Below are 17,309 nucleotides of genomic sequence, written 5' to 3'. Positions count from 1 at the left end.
GGGTCCTCTTCGGGTCGGTCGGGGACGGCTTCAGCCGGAGACGGCGCTGCGCAGCAGGAGCAGCAGCGCGGTGCGCTCGAGGTCGGTGCCGGCGGCGGCCGTGTCCGTGGCGCTGTCGGTGACCTGCGAGACGACGACGCCGTCGTGCAGGGCGAGCAGCATGCGGGCCAGGTGCTCGGCGGGGACGGTCAGCCGCAGGCCGACGCGGGCGGTGGCGTCCTCGACGAGCCGGGCGACCCGCGCGCGCACGGCCCCGGTGTGCTCGCGCAGGGCGGCGGCGGCCTCGGGGTGCCGGGCGGCGTGCAGCGCGTACTCGGTGTGCACGAGCACCCAGGTGCGGTCGGCCCGGAACGTGTCGAGGCAGCGGGCCACGGCGGCGGCGATCGGGTCGTCCTCGGCCTCGATGCCGGCCAGCTGCTGCTCGACCCGCGCCAGCTCGCGGCTGGTCTCCCGGGCGTAGAGGGCGGCGAAGAGCTCGTCCTTGGTGCGGAAGCTGGAGTAGAAGGCGCCGCGGGTGAAGCCGCCGCGGCGGCAGACGTCCTCGACGGTGGCGGCGGCGAAACCCACCTCGGCGAAGGTCTCCAGCGCGGCGTCGAGCAGCCGCTCGACGGTGGCCGCACGCCGACGCCCGGGCCGGTCGAGGTCCGCGGCGCTCACGATGCATGAATGTATCCGATACGCCGGTGCATCGACTGGAGCCCTCGTCGGGCACGTCCGTGGAGGTGCCCGACGCGAGGGTCGGGCCGGACGACCCGGGCGTCCGGCCCGGCCTGGCATCGTGGCGGCCGTGGCCGACGGGGCGCCAGCCGAGCGACGGGGCTATCCGCGCGCGACCGGGTCCGAACGCGGGCTGGCGCGGCGCCGGGAGCTGCTCGACCGGATCGCCGACGACGTGGCGGCGCACGGGCTCGGCGACTTCTCGCTGCGCCGGGCCGCCCGTGTCGCCGGGACGACGCACAAGGTGTTGCTCTACCACTTCGACAGCGTCGAGAGCCTGCTCGCCGAGGTGGTCCGCCAGCTGCGCGAGCGGCGCATCGACCGCGGCCTGGCCGCCGCCGCGGCGCGGGAACGGCAGGGTGGGCGGACGCTCGCCGAGCGGATCCGGGCGATCTGGCCCGCCCTGCTCGTCGCGGAGAGCCAGGTCCTGGACCAGGCGATCGGCCTGTCGATGGTCGACCCGGCGCGGTACGCCGACCTCGGCCGGGGCGCCTCGCAGCAGTACCTGCCGTCCCTGGTCGCGCTGTGCCCGCCGCACTGGTCCGAGCGGCGCAAGGTCGAGGTCGCCGAGATGGTGCTCGCGACGCTGCGGGGCTTCCTCATCGACCGGCGGGTCAGCGAGTCCACCGACGGGGTGGCGGCCGGGTTCGCCGCGCTCGCCCGGGCGCTGGACCGGGAGGAGGCCGACGACCCGGGGATGGACACGAAGTGAACCAGGTGGTTCACTTCGTGGTGACGTGGATCACCGCGTTCCACCCGGAGGAGGTGTCCCGTGGACACGATCGAGTCGTCGGCCGGGACGATCGAGTACGCCGACTCCGGCGGGAGCGGTCCGGTACTGGTCCTCGTGCACGGGCTGCTCATGGACTCCACGCTCTGGGACGACACCGTCGCCCGCCTGCCCGCCGGCTACCGCTGCCTGCGGCCCGTCCTGCCGCTCGGCGCACACCGCGTCCCGGTGACGGAGGACGCCGACCTGTCGCTGCCCGGCCAGGCACGCCTGGTGGGCGAGTTCCTGCAGCGGCTGGGCCTGCACGACGTCACCCTCGTCGGCGCCGACACCGGCGGCGCGGTCGTGCAGCTGGTCCTCACCGACGGCGCCCCGCAGGTCGGGCGGGCCGTGCTGGTCGGGTGCGAGGCGTTCGACAACGTCCCCGCGGGCCTGACCGGGAAGACGGTCGTGCTGGCCGGGCGGCTCTCACCCCGCCTGTTCGGGATCGCGGTGCAGCAGATGCGGTTGCGGCCCCTCCGGCGGCTGCCGCTGTCGTTCGGCTGGCTGACCCGGCGCGGTGACGCCGTGACCCGGCGGTGGCTGTCCTCCGTCCTGACCCGCAACGACATCCGGCGCGACGCGGTGCGGGCGCTGCGGGCGATCGGGGCCGACACCGGCGTCCTGGAGCGCGCCGTCGAGCCGTTGCGCGCCTTCTCCCGCCCGGTGCTGGTCGTCTGGTCGCGCGAGGACCGGGTGATGCCCCCGGCGCACGGTCGCCGGCTCGCCGAGCTGTTCCCGGACGGCCGGCTGGTCGAGGTCGACGACAGCGCGACGCTGGTGCCGCTGGACCGGCCGGACGTCCTCGCCGACCTGATCAGCGGGTTCGTCCCGGCCGGGACGGCGGCCGGGTAGCCGTCGTCCCGCCCCGTCCCGGGCCCCGCCGGCCCCCTGCCCCCGGGTCCTGCTCCGAAGGGCGGGGAGGGCGGGGTCCTCAGACGAGGGCGCGGCCGACCGCGACCGCGCGCGTGTCCGGGGCGGCGACCCGGGCCGCGTCGGCCTCCTGGTCGCTGGTCGCGGTCTGCGAGCGGCGTTCGGCCTCCACGCGGGCGGCGTAGCTGTCCACCTCGCTGGCGATCCGCTGCTCGTCCCAGCCGAGGACGCCGGCGACCGCCCGGGCCACCGGCTCGGCGCTCTCCACCCCCCGGTGCGGCGTCTCGATGGAGATGCGGGTGCGCCGGGCCAGCAGGTCGTCCAGGTGCAGCGCCCCCTCGTGCGAGGCGCCCCACACCATCTCGACCATGAGGTACTCCTCGGCGCCGGGCACCGGCTCGAGCAGGAAGCGGTCGTCGGCGGCGAGCTCGAGCACGTCGGGGGTGAGCGAGCCGTAGCGGTTGAGCAGGTGCTCGGCGCGGAAGTGCGGGATGCCCCAGCGTTCGGCCAGCCCGTCGAGCTGGTTGACCATCGCCTGGTAGCCCTCGGCGCCGAGCAGCGGGATGTTCTCGGTGACGCTCGGGGGCACCCGGCGGGTGACGTCCTCGGCGACGGCGTCCACCGCGTCGGCGGCCATCGGCCGGTAGGTCGTGTACTTGCCGCCGGCGACGGCGATCACGCCGGGCGTCGGCCGGGCGACCGCGTGCTCGCGGGAGAGCTGGCTGGTCAGCTCCGACTCGCCGGACAGCAGCGGGCGCAACCCGGCGTAGACGCCGGTGATGTCGTCGTGGGTCAGCGGCACCGCGAGTACCTGGTTGACGTGCTCGAGGATGTAGTCGATGTCGGCCCGCGACGCGGCCGGGTGGGCCTTGTCGAGGTCCCAGTCGGTGTCCGTCGTCCCGATGATCCAGTGGCTGCCCCAGGGGATGACGAACAGCACCGACTTCTCGGTGCGCAGGATCAGCCCGGTCTCGCCGTTGATCCGGTCGCGCGGGACGACGATGTGCACCCCCTTGCTGGCCCGCACGTGGAACCGGCCGCGCCCGCCGACGAGGGTCTGGACGTCGTCGGTCCACACCCCGGTGGCGTTGACGACCACCTCGGCCCGGACGTCGACCTCCCGGCCGGTCTCCACGTCGCGCACCCGCGCCCCGACGACCCGGTCCCCCGCGTGCTCGAAGGCGACCACCTCGGCGGAGTTGAGCACGGTGGCCCCGTAGGCGGCGGCGGTGCGGACGACGGTGAGGGTGTGCCGGGCGTCGTCGGCCTGCGCGTCGTAGTAGCGGACGGCGCCGACCAGCGCATCGGGTCGCAGCGCGGGGAACAGCGTGCGGGCGCCGGTGCGGGTGAGGTGCTTCTGCGGGGGCAGCGGCGTCGACAGCGCGCCGATGCGGGCCAGCCCGTCGTAGAGGGCGAGGCCGGCGGTGACGTAGGGCCGCTCCCACACGCGGTGCTCGAGCGGGTAGAGGAAGGGCACCGGCTTGACCAGGTGCGGCGCGAGCCGGGTGACGGAGAGGTCGCGCTCGTGCAGCGCCTCGCGGACCAGGCCGAACTCGAAGGACTGCAGGTAGCGCAGCCCGCCGTGGAACAGCTTCGAGGAGCGCGACGACGTGCCGCTGGCGAAGTCGCGGGCCTCGACCAGCGCCGTCCGCAGTCCCCGGGTGGCCGCGTCCAGCGCGACGCCGGCCCCGGTCACCCCGCCCCCGACGACGAGGACCTCGAACTGCTCCTCGGCCAGCTCGGCCCAGGCTCGTGCACGCTGCTCGGGGCCGAGCGCGGTCTGTGCGGTCATGCCGACTCCTCAGGCGGGGACTGCTCGTCCTCCACGGTAGGCGGGCCGGGAGGGCCCCGTCGACGGCGCCCGTTCGACGACGGCGCCCGTTCGACGACACCCGTTCGACGACGACACCCGTTCGACGACGCCCGTGCGACGACGCCCGTTCGACATCGTCGGACGGGCAGGGCTCACCCTGTCGCGTGGCCGGCCCGCGGGTGATCGTCGTCCACCACGTCCTCCGACCCGACGGCTCGCCCCGGCAACTCGCCGCAGCCGCGTTGCCCCAGGTCCACGGGTGTGAATACCGTCACCCGGCCAGTCGTCGTCCGGTGGCCAGCCGCATCGGATCCGACCGCGGGCAGCTGAGGCACCGGCGATGAGGAGCACCGCATGGACCAGGTCGGCCTGTGGACCGTCTTCGGCAGCGAGTTCGTCGGGACCGCGGTCCTGGTACTCCTCGGCGTCGGCGTGGTGGCCAACGTCGCGCTGCCCCTGACCTACGGCAACGGACCGAGCTGGCTGCTGGTCAACTTCGGCTGGGGCCTGGCCGTCTTCGCCGGCGTCTACGCCGGCGCGACGTCCGGGGCGCACATCAACCCGGCGGTCACCCTCGGTATCTGGGTCAGCGGCGCCGACGAGTACGCCCCCGGCGTGCCCATCACCCTGGCCGCGACGGCGGTCTACGTGGTCGGGCAGTTGCTCGGCGCCTTCACCGGCGCGGTCCTGGCCTGGTTGGCCTACCGCAGGCACTACGAGCAGGCGCCGGAGGCCGCGCTCGGCACCTTCTCCACCGGGCCGGCCATCAAGAGCCCCGTGGACAACGTGGTCACCGAGGTCATCGGGACCTTCGTGCTCGTCTACATCATCCTGCGCTTCGGGGACACCCCCACCCAGATCGGCCCCCTCGCGGTGGCCCTGCTGGTGGTCGGCATCGGCGCCTCGCTCGGCGGGCCGACCGGCTACGCCATCAACCCCGCCCGCGACCTGGGCCCGCGCATCGCCCATGCCGTGCTGCCGATCCGCGGCAAGGGGAACAGCAACTGGGGCTACGCGTGGGTGCCGGTCGTGGGCCCGCTGATCGGCGCCGCGCTGGCCGGCGCGCTCTCGCACGTCCCCATCTGACCCCGAGGGCCGCTCGCCGGCCCACCGATCCGAGAGGAACCCCCGTGAGCCAGTACGTCCTCGCCATCGACCAGGGCACCACGAGCACCCGCTGCATGATCTTCGACCACGCCGGCGCGGTGGTCTCGGTCGGCCAGAAGGAACACCGGCAGATCTTCCCGCGCGCCGGATGGGTCGAGCACGACCCGAACGAGATCTGGGGCAACACCCGCGAGGTGGTGGGCCAGGCCCTGGCGCGCGCCTCCTTCGGGATGTCCGACGTGGTCGCCGTCGGCATCACCAACCAGCGGGAGACCACCGTCGTCTGGGACCGCCGCACCGGGGAACCGGTGTACAACGCGATCGTCTGGCAGGACACGCGGACCTCGCAGATCGTCGAGGAGCTGGGCGCCCTCGGCGGCGGCGCGGACCGCTACAAGGACAAGGTCGGCCTGCCGCTGGCCACCTACTTCGCCGGCCCCAAGGTGCGCTGGATCCTCGACAACGTCGACGGCGCCCGGGAGCGGGCCGAGCGCGGCGAGCTGCTGATGGGCACCATCGACTCCTGGCTGCTGTGGCACATGACCGGCGGCGCCGACGGCGGCGCGCACCTCACCGACGTCTCCAACGCCTCGCGCACGATGCTGATGGACTACCGGACGCTCTCCTGGGACGCCGGCATCGCCGAGGAGATGGGCATCCCGGTGTCCATGCTGCCGGAGATCCGGTCCAACTCCGAGGTGTACGGCGAGGGTCGCCCGGCCGGGTTCCTCACCGGCATCCCGATCGCCGGGTCGCTGGGCGACCAGCAGGCCGCGACGTTCGGGCAGGTCTGCTTCGAGCGCGGGATGGCCAAGAACACCTACGGCACCGGCAACTTCATGCTGCTCAACACCGGCGAGGAGGCCGTCCCCTCCGAGCACGGCCTGCTGACGACGCTGTGCTACCAGCTCGGCGACGCCAAGCCGGTGTACGCCCTGGAGGGGTCGATCGCGGTCACCGGCTCGCTGGTGCAGTGGGTGCGCGACAACCTGGGCATGATCACGAGCGCCCCGGAGATCGAGGACCTCGCCCGGTCGGTCGAGGACAACGGCGGCGCCTACTTCGTCCCGGCGTTCTCCGGCCTGTTCGCCCCGTACTGGCGCTCCGACGCCCGCGGCGCCGTCGTCGGGCTGACCCGGTACGTCAACAGGGGGCACCTGGCCCGCGCGGTGCTCGAGGCGACCGCCTACCAGACCCGAGAGGTGCTCGAGGCCATGAACGCCGACTCGGGGGTGGCCCTCACCGAACTGCGGGTGGACGGCGGCATGGTCGGCAACGAGCTGCTCATGCAGTTCCAGGCCGACGTCCTCGACGTCCCGGTGATCCGGCCGAAGGTGGCCGAGACCACCGCCCTGGGTGCGGCCTACGCCGCGGGGCTGGCCGTCGGGTTCTGGTCCGGCCTCGACGACCTCACCGCCAACTGGGCCGAGGACAAGCGGTGGACCCCGCAGATGCCGGCCGAGGAGCGGGAGCGGACCTACCGCAACTGGCGCAAGGCGGTCACCAAGAGCCTCGACTGGGTCGACGAGGACGTGCGGTAGTCCCTCCTCCGTGGTCATCGGCGGGCGGTCGTGCTCGACGGCGTGTCGGGCGACCACCCGCCGATGACCACCGGGGTTCACGCCCCCAGAGCGGCCGAGACGACGGCCTTGGCCTCCTCCTGCACCTGCTCGAGGTGGTCGGGGCCCTTGAAGGACTCCGCGTACACCTTGTAGACGTCCTCGGTGCCCGAGGGCCGGGCGGCGAACCAGGCGTTCTCGGTGACCACCTTCAGGCCCCCGATCGGGGCGTCGTTGCCCGGCGCCCGGGTCAGCTTGGCCACGATCGGTTCCCCGGCGAGCTCGGTGGCGGTCACGTCCTCGGGGGAGAGCTTCCCGAGGGCCGCCTTCTCCTCCCGCGTGGCCGGGGCGTCGACGCGGGCGTAGGCGGACGCGCCGTACCGCTGGGTGAGGTCGGCGTGCAGCTTGGACGGCGAGCGCCCGGTCACCGCCAGGATCTCGCTGGCCAGCAGGGCGAGCAGGATGCCGTCCTTGTCCGTCGTCCACACGCTGCCGTCGCGGCGGAGGAACGAGGCGCCGGCGGACTCCTCGCCGCCGAAGCCGACCGACCCGTCGAGCAGGCCCGGCACGAACCACTTGAAGCCGACCGGCACCTCGACCAGCCGCCGACCCAGGCCCGCGACGACCCGGTCGATCAGCGACGAGGAGACCAGGGTCTTGCCGACGGCGGTGTCGGGGGACCAGCCGTCGCGGTGGCTGTAGAGGTAGGAGATCGCCACGGCGAGGAAGTGGTTGGGGTTCATCAGGCCGGCGTCGGGGGTGACGATGCCGTGCCGGTCGGCGTCGGCGTCGTTGCCGGTGGCGACCTGGAACCGGTCCTTGGCGCCGATCAGCGAGGCCATGGCCGACGGTGAGGAGCAGTCCATGCGGATCCTGCCGTCCCAGTCCAGCGTCATGAACCGCCAGGTGGGGTCGACCAGCGGGTTGACCACGGTCAGGTCGAGGCGGTGCCGCTCGGCGATCGCCGCCCAGTAGTCGACGCTGGCGCCGCCGAGCGGGTCGGCGCCGATGCGCACCCCGGCGTCCCGGATCGCGTCGAGGTCGAGCACCGACGGCAGGTCGTCGACGTAGTCGCCGAGGAAGTCGTGGGCCTGCGCCGCCGTCCGGGCGCGGGCGAAGGGCACCCGGCGGACCCCCTTCAACCCGTCCCGCAGCAGCCCGTTGGCGCGGTCGGCGATCGCCGTGGTCGCGTCGGTGTCGGCCGGGCCGCCGGAGGGCGGGTTGTACTTGAAGCCGCCGTCGCGGGGCGGGTTGTGCGACGGGGTGACCACGATGCCGTCGGCCAGGCCGTTCGTCCTCCCCCGGTTGGCCCGCAGGATCGCGTGGCTGACGGCGGGGGTGGGTGTGTACCGGTCGGCGGCGTCCACGCGCACGGGGACGTCGTTGGCGGCGAGCACCTCCAGCGCGCTGGCCCAGGCCGGCTCGGACAGCGCGTGCGTGTCCCGGCCGATGAACAGCGGGCCGTCGTACCCCTGCACGGCGCGGTACTCGCAGATCGCCTGGGTGGTGGCCAGGATGTGCGCCTCGTTGAACGCCCGGTCGAACGCCGAGCCGCGGTGGCCGCTGGTCCCGAACACGACCTGCTGCGCGGGGTCGGCCGGGTCGGGTTCGAGCGTGTAGTAGGCGGTGACCAGCGAGGCGACGTCGATCAGGTCGCTGGGGGCGGCGGGCTGTCCGGCGCGGGGGTCGCTCATGGGCTCGATCCTGGCCCGCACCGCGCCGCTGCCGCGAGCCGGTGCCCGTCGTCGTCGGGTCCCCAGGTCAGTCCCACCAGAAGTGCCACACCTGCGCCGTGTGCAGCCGTGCGGCGTACTCCTCCGGGTCGAGCGGCGCCGCGTCGAAGGAGTCCTGCGGGGAGAAGTTGTCCGGGCAGAAGGCGATGTGCTCGTGCGCGAGGACACGGCTCTGCTCCGCGTCCTGCGGCGGCCTGGTGACCACGAGGTCCAGCTCCGCGAAGCCGACGGCCACCACGTAGGCGCCGAAACGGTCCTCCCACGACCGCAGCACTCCCGCGACGTCCGCGCCGGTGAGGAACCAGTTGCAGGCGCCGTGCCAGCCGAGCTGGGCCAGGGTGTCCGCCGGTCGTCGTGCCGGGACCAGGATCAGCCTGCGAGGGTGGTCGCCGCCCGGGAGACGGGGCAGCACCACGCCTGCGGCGGGCGGCTCACCGACGCCCACCGCGAGCCCGGACCACGGAGGGTGGGGCAGGAGCGTGCCGTCGGCCCGCACCGGTCGCATCCCCTCCCACCTCCTCCTGAGGACGGCCGCGGCGTCAGCGGGGGGAGCCGGGAGGAGGAGCTCTCCGGAGAGGAACGGCCGGTCCGGGACCGTGCTCGTCATCAGCGGCCAGAAGCCCGACCGGTCGAAGCGGCGGGCCCAGCGGCGCCACGCGCCGTGTGGGTCGGCGACCGGCTCTGCGGTCAGCCAGCCGCGGACCACGCCGTCCGGGATCCCCTTCGGTGACGTCCCGACGACGGGTACGAGCTCGGGGAGCCCCCACTGTTGGTCGGCAGCGCTCACCGATCCCGTCTGCTCCGCCCGCACCGGGACGGAGCGTGCCTGCTCGTCCAACACCCAGGTCATGCCGATTCCTCTCGTCGGCCGGATTCCATCAGCGGCGCGCTGTGGACCCGTGTCGCCGTCCACAGGGAGCCGTCTGCCGTCGGCAGGAGCGCCTAGCCTCGGTGCGTGCTCGACGAGTGGGAGGGGCTGCTCCGCGACGACGTGATCCGCAGCGCCGTGGGAGCGGCGGCCTTCCGCCGGGGTCAGCAGTACGCCCAGGCCGGGCGGGTGTCCGACATCCGGGCGCAGCGCACCCGGGGCCGGCTCTCGGCCACCGTGCAGGGCAGCGAGCCGCGGCCCTACACCACCGTCGTCGAGCTCGACGCCGGCGGCCGCGGCTGGTGGGGCTCCTGCAGCTGCCCGGTCGGCGCCGACTGCAAGCACGTCGCCGCCGTGCTGCTCGCCGCCCGTCAGGCGGTCACCGACGAGCCCGCCCCTGTCGCGCCGGACTGGGAGCGGACGCTCACCGAACTCCTCCGGCCGACCGACCGCGCCTCCCGGACGGCGGGGACGCCCCTCGGACTGCAGTTCGAGGTGGAGGAACCGGCAGCCGGCCGGTCGGGCGCGCTGACCACGTCCGCACGACCGGCGATCCGCCTGCGCCCGGTCGTGCCAGGAGCCAAGGGCCGGTGGATCCGCACCGGGGTCTCCTGGCGCAAGCTGGAGTACGCCTACGGGTACGCCGGCTACACGCCCGCCCACGCCTCCGCGCTGCGCGCGCTCTACGTCGCCCACCAGACCGCGCAGGAGGTGCCGGCCTACTACTACGGCGAGACGCCGGTCCAGCTCGAGGACTTCGGCCCGGCGCTGTGGCCGGCCCTCTCGCAGGCGGTGGACGACGGCGTGACGATGCTGACCGCTTCCGGAGCGCCGGTGGTCCTCGCCGAGGAGCCGGCGCGGGTCTGCGTGGACCTGCACCGCGCGGGCGAGGACGCCGTGGTCGAACCGGTGGTCACCGTGGCCGGGACACCGCTGCCGGCGAGCGCGGCACTGACCCTCGGCAGCCCCGCCCACGGTGTCGTCGTCCCGGCGGGTGCGGACACGGACGACCTCGTGCCCGACCGGGGGCTGCTGCTGGCCCCGCTGCACCGGCGGGCTCCGGCGCCGCTCACCCGGCTGCTCGCCGGCGGCGCCCTGCGGGTGCCCGAGGCCGACGTCGACCGGTTCCTGCGCGACTTCTACCCGGCGCTGCGCCGGACGGTCGAGGTGACCTCCTCCGACGGCTCGGTGACGCTGCCGGAGGTCGCGCCGCCCCGTCTGGCGTTGCACGTCACCTACGCCGAGGGCTCCCGGGTCACCCTGGAGTGGTCGGTGCAGTACGAGGCCGGCGGCGCGGTGCGCCGGCTGCCCCTCGACGCCGACAGGGCGGACGGCGACCCCCTCCGCGACCGGCCTGCCGAGGAGCGGCTGGTGCGCGGCCTGCCCCGTCCCGGGCGGCTGCCGCAGCTGTGGCAGCCCGACGGCGCGCCGACCCTGGTGCCGGGAGTGCGGCTGCAGGGCATGGACGCCGTCGTCCTCACCGAGCAGGTGCTGCCCGAGCTGCGCGACCGACACGGCGTCGTCGTCACCGTCAGCGGCACACCACCGGCCTACCGGCACAGCGACGCCGCGCCGCTGGTGCGGGTGTCGGCGACCGAAGGCGGGGACGTCGACTGGTTCGACCTGGGCGTCACCGTCAGCGTGGACGGCGAGGACATCCCGTTCGTCCTGCTGTTCACCGCCCTGGCCGCCGGCGACACGCACCTGGTGCTGCCCAGCGGCACCTGGTTCCGCATCGACCGGCCGGAGTTCGAGCAGCTGCGCCGGCTGATCGAGGAGGCGCGGGCCCTGCAGGACGCCGACCGGCCGGGCCTGCGGATCAGCCGCTACCAGGCCGGCCTGTGGGAGGAGCTGGCCGCGCTCGGGGTGGTCGAGGAGCAGAGCCGGCGGTGGACCCGCGAGGTGCAGCGCCTGCTCGACGTCGACACCGCCGCCCCGCCGCCGCTGCCCGCCGGCCTGGCCGCCGAGCTGCGGCCCTACCAGCTGCAGGGCTACCAGTGGCTGGCGGTGCTGTGGGACGCCGGTCTCGGCGGCGTGCTCGCCGACGACATGGGCCTGGGCAAGACGCTGCAGACACTGGCGCTGCTGTGCCGGGCCGCCGAGGCCGGTGAGCTGACCGATCCGGTGCTCGTCGTCGCGCCGACCAGCGTGGTGCCGAACTGGGTGCGGGAGGCGGCCCGGTTCGCCCCGGGCCTGCGGGTGGTGGCGGTCGAGGAGACCGATCGGCGGCGCGGCGTCCCGCTGGCCGAGGCGGTCGCCGGCGCCGACGTGGTGGTCACGTCCTACACGCTGCTGCGCATCGACGAGGAGGCCTACCGGTCGCTGCCGTGGCGCGGCCTGGTGCTCGACGAGGCGCAGTTCGTGAAGAACCACCAGGCCAAGACCTACTCCTGCGCCCGCCGGCTGCCCGCGCCGGTCAAGCTGGCGATCACCGGCACGCCGCTGGAGAACAACCTGATGGACCTGTGGGCGCAGCTGTCCATCGTCGCGCCCGGACTGTTCCCCAGTCCGCAGCGGTTCACCGAGTTCTACCGGACGCCGATCGAACGGGGCACCGACCCGGAGCGGCTGACCGCCCTGCGCCGGCGGATCCGGCCGCTGATCCGGCGGCGCACCAAGGAGCAGGTGGCCGCCGAGCTGCCGCCCAAGCAGGAGCAGGTGCTGGAGGTGGTGCTCAACCCGAAGCACCGCAAGATCTACGACACCCACCTGGCCCGTGAGCGGCGCAAGGTGCTCGGCCTCGTCGACGACCTCGACCGCAACCGCTTCACGATCTTCAAGTCGCTCACCGTGCTGCGCCAGCTCAGCCTGGACCCGGCCCTGGTCGACGACGCCTACGCCGGCGTCCGCTCCAGCAAGGCCGACGCCTTCCTCGAGCACCTGCAGGAGGTGGTCGCCGAGGGCCACCGGGCGCTGGTGTTCAGCCAGTTCACCGGCTTCCTGCGCACGGTGCGCGACCGGCTGGACGCCGAGGGACTGCCCTACGTCTACCTCGACGGCCGCACCCGCGACCGGGCGCGCCGGATCGCGGAGTTCACCGAGGGCCGGGCGCCGGTGTTCCTCATCAGCCTCAAGGCCGGCGGGTTCGGGCTCAACCTCACCCAGGCCGACTACGTCTTCGTCCTGGACCCGTGGTGGAACCCCGCCGTCGAGGCGCAGGCGGTCGACCGCGCCCACCGGATCGGCCAGGACAGGACGGTCATGGTCTACCGGCTGGTGGCGGCGGGCACCATCGAGGAGAAGGTGATGGCGCTCAAGGCCCGCAAGCAGGACCTCTTCGACCGGGTGGTGGACGACGAGGGAGCGCTGTCCGGTCCGCTGACCGCCGAGGACATCCGCGGCCTGTTCGCGCCCTGACCCTCAGGACTCCACCCGCTCCAGGCCGTCCCGCCGCTCGACCGCGTCGAGGCCGTCCCGCCGCTCGAGTCTGTCGAGGCCATCCCGTCGCTCGACTGCGTCGAGGCCATCCCGTCGCTCGACTGCGTCGAGGCCATCCCGTCGCTCGACTGCGTCGAGGAAGTGCCGTCGCTCGACTGCGTCGAGGAAGTGCCGTCGCTCGACTGCGTCGAGGAAGTGCCGTCGCTCGACTGCGTCGAGGAAGTGCCGCAGCGTCGCGAGGAACACCTCCGGTTGCTCCGAGTGCACCCAGTGGCCGGCGTTCTTGACCCGCACCAGGCGGGTGTTGGGACACAGCTCCTCCATCCGTGAGCGGTCCTGCGGCAGCACGTAGTGCGAGTTCGCGCCGGCGATCCACAGCACCGGCCCGTCGTAGCGGGCGCCCGGCGGCGGCTCGGGGAAGCCGCGCAGCTCACCCAGGTCGCGTGCGAGCAGCTCCAGGTTCAGCCGCCAGCGCCAGCCGCCGTCGCCGCCGACGTCGTCCCGGACCAGGCTCTGCAGCAGGAAGGAGCGCACCATCCGGCTGGGGACGGCGGCGCGCAGCGCGGCATCGGCGTCCGCGCGGGTCTCGAGCGACCCGAGGTCGAGGGCGCGCATCGCGGCGATGAAGTCCGCGAACGGAGAGGCCTCCTCGTCCGGATCGTCGGTGCGTCCACCGGACACCGGGTACTCGGTCGGGGCGATGTCGACGACGACCAGCGCGCGCAACAGCTCCGGGTGCCGCAGGGCGACCTGCAGCGCCACCTTGCCGCCCATCGAGTGCCCGACCAGGGTGACCGGCTCCCCGAGCGAGCGCAGCTCGGCGGCGACCGTGCGCGCCATGTCCACGTAGTCGACCCGGTCGGTCCACGGCGAGTGACCGTGGTTGGGCAGGTCGAGCAGGGTGACCCGGTGGTCGCCGGCCAGCCCCCGAGCGATCGTCGTCCAGTTCTTCCCCTGGCCGAAGAGGCCGTGCACGAAGACCACCCGCGGGCCGGTCTCGCCCAGCGTCCGGGCGTGCAACCGCTCCTCGGGGTGCGCCGTCATGCGTCGATCCCACCACGAGCATCGTGATGCGTGCAGCCGTGCACCACGACGTAGGCTCGGGGCGTACGGACCACGGTCAACCTCGACGACGACGTCGTGGCGGCGGTGGAACGGCTCCATCGGGAGGAGGGCCTCGGGGTCAGCGAGGCGGTCAACCGGCTGGCCCGCGCCGGGCTGGCCCCGCGCCGGGAGACCCGTCGTCTCCGGCAGCGCACGACCCCCTCGAGTTCACGGTGGACGTGCGGAACGTCGGCGAGGTCCTCGACCTGCTCGACGAGGCGCGCTGATGCTCGTCGACGCGAACCTGCTCCTCTACGCGGTCAGCGAGGCCGCACCGCAGCACGACAGGGCGCGCGTGTGGTGGGAGGAGACGCTCAACGGGTCGAGCCGGGTGGGCCTGCCGTGGCAGACGATCGGGGCCTTCGTCCGCATCGCCACCCACCCGCGGGTGGCCCGCCCCGCCCTGACCGCAGAGCAGGCGTGGAGCTTCGTCGCCGACTGGCTCGACGTCGACCTCGTCTGGGTGCCGCCGGCCACCGAACGCACCGCGGCCGTCCTCGGCAGCCTGCTGCGTACCACCGGCGTCACCGGCAACCTCGTGCCGGACGCCCAGCTCGCCGCCCTCGCCATCGAACACGGGCTGGGGGTCGCGTCGGCGGACAGCGACTTCGTGCTGTTCCCCGGGGTCCGCTGGAGCAATCCGCTCGGCTGACACCGCACCCGGCCGGCCCCGGACAGCGGGAGCCGGCCCGGGCGCGTCGTCCCCGCCCGTCCGGCGGAGCTGGCCGAGCACGGGTTCCACGTGGAACGTGAGCGCCAGGGCTGGGCGTGGACCGAGGACGCCGGGACTCCACCACCTCCTCCGAGTCGATCACGGGGTTGTTGCCGCTCGCCCCGCCCGATCCCGGCGTGTCGTCGACGACCCCATGATCACGGCAGGCCCGGCCGCTCCGGTCGGTCGGTGTTACGTTCGCAGTCGCACGTGGCACGGGGTGTCCCCCTCCCGTCGGGGACTGAGAGCACACCCGTCGAACCTGCTCCAGTTCGCACTGGCGAAGGGATGCCGACCGTGGAAGCCGTCGACCTGCGCGCCGCCCGCGCGGCGCTGACCGCACGCACCCCCCTGGTGCACTGCCTGACCAACACCGTGGTGCAGACGATCACCGCCAACGCCCTGCTCGCGGCCGGCGCCGCCCCGGCGATGGTCGACGCCCCCGAGGAGGCCGGCGACTTCGCCGCGGTCGCCTCCGCGGTGCTGGTCAACGTCGGCACCGTGCACGCCCGCACCGCCGAGGCGATGCGGATCGCCGCCCGCTCGGCCGGCGCCGCCGGGACGCCGTGGGTGCTCGACCCCGTCGCCGTCGGCGGGCTGGCCTACCGCACCGAGCTGGCCACCGAGCTGGTCGGGCTGCGGCCCACCGTGGTGCGCGGCAACGCCTCCGAGGTGATGGCGCTGGCCGGGGCGGGCCGCGGCGGCCGGGGCGTGGACAGCACGGACAGCGCCGAGGACGCGGCGAAGGCCGCCGCCGAGCTGGCCGCCCGCACCGGCGGGGTCGTGGCGGTCAGCGGCGAGGTGGACCTGGTCACCGACGGACGCCGGACGCTCCGGGTGGGCGGGGGATCGCCGCTGCTGACCCGCACCACCGGCGCCGGCTGCGCGCTCGGTGCCCTGGTCGCGGCCTACGTGGCCGTCACCGGGGACGCGCTGACCGGAGCAGTGGCCGCGCACGCGCACGTCGCGCTGGCCGCCGAGGTCGCCGCCGACGTCGCCGACGGGCCGGGCACGTTCGCGCCGGCCTGGCTCGACGCGCTCGACGCCCTCGACGGCGACTCGCTGGCCGCGGCGGACGTCCGATGAGCCGCCCGGACGACTGGACCCTCTACCTGGTCACCGACACCGAGCTGTCCCGGCCGCGCCCGGTCGCCGACGTCGTCCGCGCCGCCGTGGCCGGCGGCGTCACCGCCGTCCAGGTGCGGGACAAGACCGCCTCCCGGCGGGAGCTGCTGGCCCTGACCCGGTCGGTGCGGGCGGCGCTGGCCGAACGGCCGGACGTCGCGGTGGTCGTCAACGACGCGGTGGACGTCGCGCTGATCGCCGGTGCCGACGGCGTGCACGTCGGCCAGGACGACCTGCCCCCGGCCGAGGTGCGTGCGCTGCTCGGCCCCGACCGGCTGCTGGGGTTCAGCGTCTCCTCGGTGGCCGAGATGGACGTCGCGCTGTCCCTGCCCGCGGGCACCGTCGACCTGGTCGGCATCGGCCCGGTGTGGACGACCCCGACCAAACCCGACGCCGGGACCGCCCTCGGCCCCGCCGGCGTCCGCGTGCTGGCCGAGGTGGCCCGCGCCCGCGGGCTGACCACGGTGGCGATCGGCGGAATCGACGCCTCCCGTGCGGCGGAGGTGGCCGCGACCGGGGTGGACGGCGTCTGCGTCGTCTCCGCGATCTGCGCGGCGTCCGACCCCGAGCAGGCCGCCCGGGACCTGCGCGCCGCGATCGCTCCGGCGGCGGTGGCCCGGTGAGCGGCGTGCCGGTCGCGCTGACCGTCGCCGGCAGCGACCCCAGCGGCGGCGCCGGCATCCAGGCCGACCTGAAGACCTTCAGCGCGCTCGGCGTCTACGGGACGGCGGTGCTCACCGCGCTCACCGCGCAGAACACCCGCGGGGTCACCGGCGTCCACCCGGTGCCGGCGCAGTTCGTCGTCCAGCAGTTGCACACCCTGCTCGACGACGTCGAGGTGCACGCCACCAAGCTCGGCATGCTGGGCACCACGGAGGTGGTCCGCGCGGTGGCCGCCGTGCTGGCCGACCGCCCGGCCGGTCCGGTCGTCTGCGACCCGGTGATGGTGGCGACCAGCGGCGACCGGCTCATCGACGAGGCCGCGGTCGACGCCGTCCGCACCGACCTGCTGCCGCTGGCCGACCTGGTCACGCCGAACGTGCCCGAGGCCGCGGTGCTGCTCGACGCGCCGGCCGCCACCGACCTCGACGAGCTCCCCGAGCAGGCCACCGCGCTGCTGGGGCTGGGCCCGCGGGCGGTGCTGCTCAAGGGCGGTCACCTGGGCGGCGAGGAGAGCGTCGACGTGCTGGCCACCGCGGCCGGCGTGACGGTCACCCGAAGGCCGCGGGTGGTGACGACGTCCACGCACGGCACCGGCTGCACGCTGTCCTCGTCCCTCGCCGCCCTGGCCGCGCGCGGGCGCACCGACGACTGGGCGCGGCTCGTGGACCCGGCCCGGGACTACCTGCAGAAGGCGCTCGCCGCCGGGGCCGGGCTGGGGATCGGCTCCGGGCACGGCCCGGTGCACCACTTCGCCGGCATCTGGCCGGCCTGACGCCGGCCCTCCCGGGCAGACGCCGGCCCTCCCGGGCAGACGCCGGCCCTCCCGGGCATGGGAAGCGATACCTGCGTTCTCGGCGTCGACACGCACGTATCGCTTCCCATGCCCGG

The 17,309-nt window shown here is 74.5% G+C and carries 14 protein-coding genes, 1 pseudogene and 1 riboswitch; of the genes and pseudogenes, 10 read left to right on the top strand and 5 right to left on the bottom strand.

What is annotated here, in order from left to right:
• Positions 1 to 30: 30 nt before the first annotated feature.
• Positions 31 to 657 (bottom strand): TetR/AcrR family transcriptional regulator, encoded by a 627-nt coding sequence (locus tag DQ238_RS07775; protein WP_158550730.1) that lies wholly within the window; start codon positions 655 to 657, stop codon positions 31 to 33.
• Between the two features lie 130 nt (positions 658 to 787).
• Between DQ238_RS07775 and DQ238_RS07770 the strand changes: the two genes are divergently transcribed.
• Positions 788 to 1,429 carry a TetR/AcrR family transcriptional regulator gene (locus tag DQ238_RS07770; protein ID WP_199506196.1) on the top strand — a complete coding sequence of 214 codons (642 nt, stop codon included), beginning with the start codon at positions 788 to 790 and terminating at the stop codon, positions 1,427 to 1,429.
• A gap of 60 nt (positions 1,430 to 1,489) precedes the next feature.
• Entirely contained in the window at positions 1,490 to 2,341 is an 852-nt protein-coding gene (locus DQ238_RS07765) for an alpha/beta fold hydrolase (protein ID WP_113780706.1), read from the top strand.
• A 79-nt stretch (positions 2,342 to 2,420) separates the two neighbouring features.
• Here DQ238_RS07765 and DQ238_RS07760 read toward each other — a convergent pair whose 3' ends face one another.
• Entirely contained in the window at positions 2,421 to 4,151 is a 1,731-nt protein-coding gene (locus DQ238_RS07760) for a glycerol-3-phosphate dehydrogenase/oxidase (protein ID WP_113780705.1), read from the bottom strand.
• Positions 4,152 to 4,526: 375 nt separating this feature from the next.
• Between DQ238_RS07760 and DQ238_RS07755 the strand changes: the two genes are divergently transcribed.
• Positions 4,527 to 5,258, top strand: coding sequence for an MIP/aquaporin family protein (locus tag DQ238_RS07755; RefSeq protein ID WP_199506195.1), 732 nt, complete (start codon positions 4,527 to 4,529; stop codon positions 5,256 to 5,258).
• Positions 5,259 to 5,302: 44 nt separating this feature from the next.
• Positions 5,303 to 6,820, top strand: a complete 1,518-nt coding sequence (gene glpK, locus DQ238_RS07750; protein WP_113780704.1) for a glycerol kinase GlpK — start codon at positions 5,303 to 5,305, stop codon at positions 6,818 to 6,820.
• A gap of 77 nt (positions 6,821 to 6,897) precedes the next feature.
• Here the strand turns inward: glpK and pgm are convergent, their stop codons facing one another.
• Together pgm and DQ238_RS07740 are read right to left on the bottom strand one after the other, a co-directional pair.
• Entirely contained in the window at positions 6,898 to 8,532 is a 1,635-nt protein-coding gene (pgm, locus tag DQ238_RS07745) for a phosphoglucomutase (alpha-D-glucose-1,6-bisphosphate-dependent) (RefSeq protein ID WP_113780768.1), read from the bottom strand.
• A gap of 67 nt (positions 8,533 to 8,599) precedes the next feature.
• Entirely contained in the window at positions 8,600 to 9,421 is an 822-nt protein-coding gene (locus tag DQ238_RS07740) for a DUF4253 domain-containing protein (RefSeq protein ID WP_113780703.1), read from the bottom strand.
• A 105-nt stretch (positions 9,422 to 9,526) separates the two neighbouring features.
• Here DQ238_RS07740 and DQ238_RS07735 point away from each other — a divergent pair, with 105 nt between their 5' ends.
• Entirely contained in the window at positions 9,527 to 12,796 is a 3,270-nt protein-coding gene (locus tag DQ238_RS07735; RefSeq protein WP_113780702.1) for a DEAD/DEAH box helicase, read from the top strand.
• A gap of 3 nt (positions 12,797 to 12,799) precedes the next feature.
• Here DQ238_RS07735 and DQ238_RS07730 read toward each other — a convergent pair whose 3' ends face one another.
• Positions 12,800 to 13,861, bottom strand: coding sequence for an alpha/beta fold hydrolase (locus DQ238_RS07730; protein WP_233495799.1), 1,062 nt, complete (start codon positions 13,859 to 13,861; stop codon positions 12,800 to 12,802).
• Between the two features lie 78 nt (positions 13,862 to 13,939).
• On the opposite strand from DQ238_RS07730, the pseudogene DQ238_RS24340 reads away from it, so the two are divergent.
• The 5 genes and pseudogenes from DQ238_RS24340 to thiD form a co-directional block, all read left to right on the top strand.
• Positions 13,940 to 14,026: pseudogene (locus DQ238_RS24340) on the top strand (hypothetical protein); the annotation flags it as partial.
• A 121-nt stretch (positions 14,027 to 14,147) separates the two neighbouring features.
• Positions 14,148 to 14,573 carry a TA system VapC family ribonuclease toxin gene (locus DQ238_RS07720; RefSeq protein ID WP_113780701.1) on the top strand — a complete coding sequence of 142 codons (426 nt, stop codon included), beginning with the start codon at positions 14,148 to 14,150 and terminating at the stop codon, positions 14,571 to 14,573.
• Between the two features lie 266 nt (positions 14,574 to 14,839).
• Positions 14,840 to 14,939: riboswitch (TPP riboswitch) on the top strand.
• On the top strand, positions 14,931 to 15,719 hold the full coding sequence (gene thiM / locus DQ238_RS07715; RefSeq protein ID WP_113780767.1) for a hydroxyethylthiazole kinase: 789 nt from the start codon (positions 14,931 to 14,933) through the stop codon (positions 15,717 to 15,719). (Overlaps the previous riboswitch by 9 nt.)
• The gene (gene thiE / locus DQ238_RS07710) at positions 15,716 to 16,381 is read left to right on the top strand and encodes a thiamine phosphate synthase (protein ID WP_113780700.1); all 666 of its coding nucleotides are present in this window, start codon (positions 15,716 to 15,718) and stop codon (positions 16,379 to 16,381) included. The genes thiM and thiE overlap by 4 nt, the downstream gene beginning before the upstream one ends.
• Positions 16,378 to 17,193, top strand: coding sequence for a bifunctional hydroxymethylpyrimidine kinase/phosphomethylpyrimidine kinase (thiD, locus tag DQ238_RS07705; RefSeq protein ID WP_113780699.1), 816 nt, complete (start codon positions 16,378 to 16,380; stop codon positions 17,191 to 17,193). Before thiE ends, thiD begins: the two co-directional genes overlap by 4 nt.
• Positions 17,194 to 17,309 lie beyond the last annotated feature (116 nt).

The sequence above is a fragment of the Geodermatophilus sp. TF02-6 genome, assembly GCF_003319115.1.
Taxonomy (GTDB): Bacteria; Actinomycetota; Actinomycetes; order Mycobacteriales; family Geodermatophilaceae; genus Geodermatophilus.
This window is presented reverse-complemented; position numbering and strand designations above follow the sequence as displayed.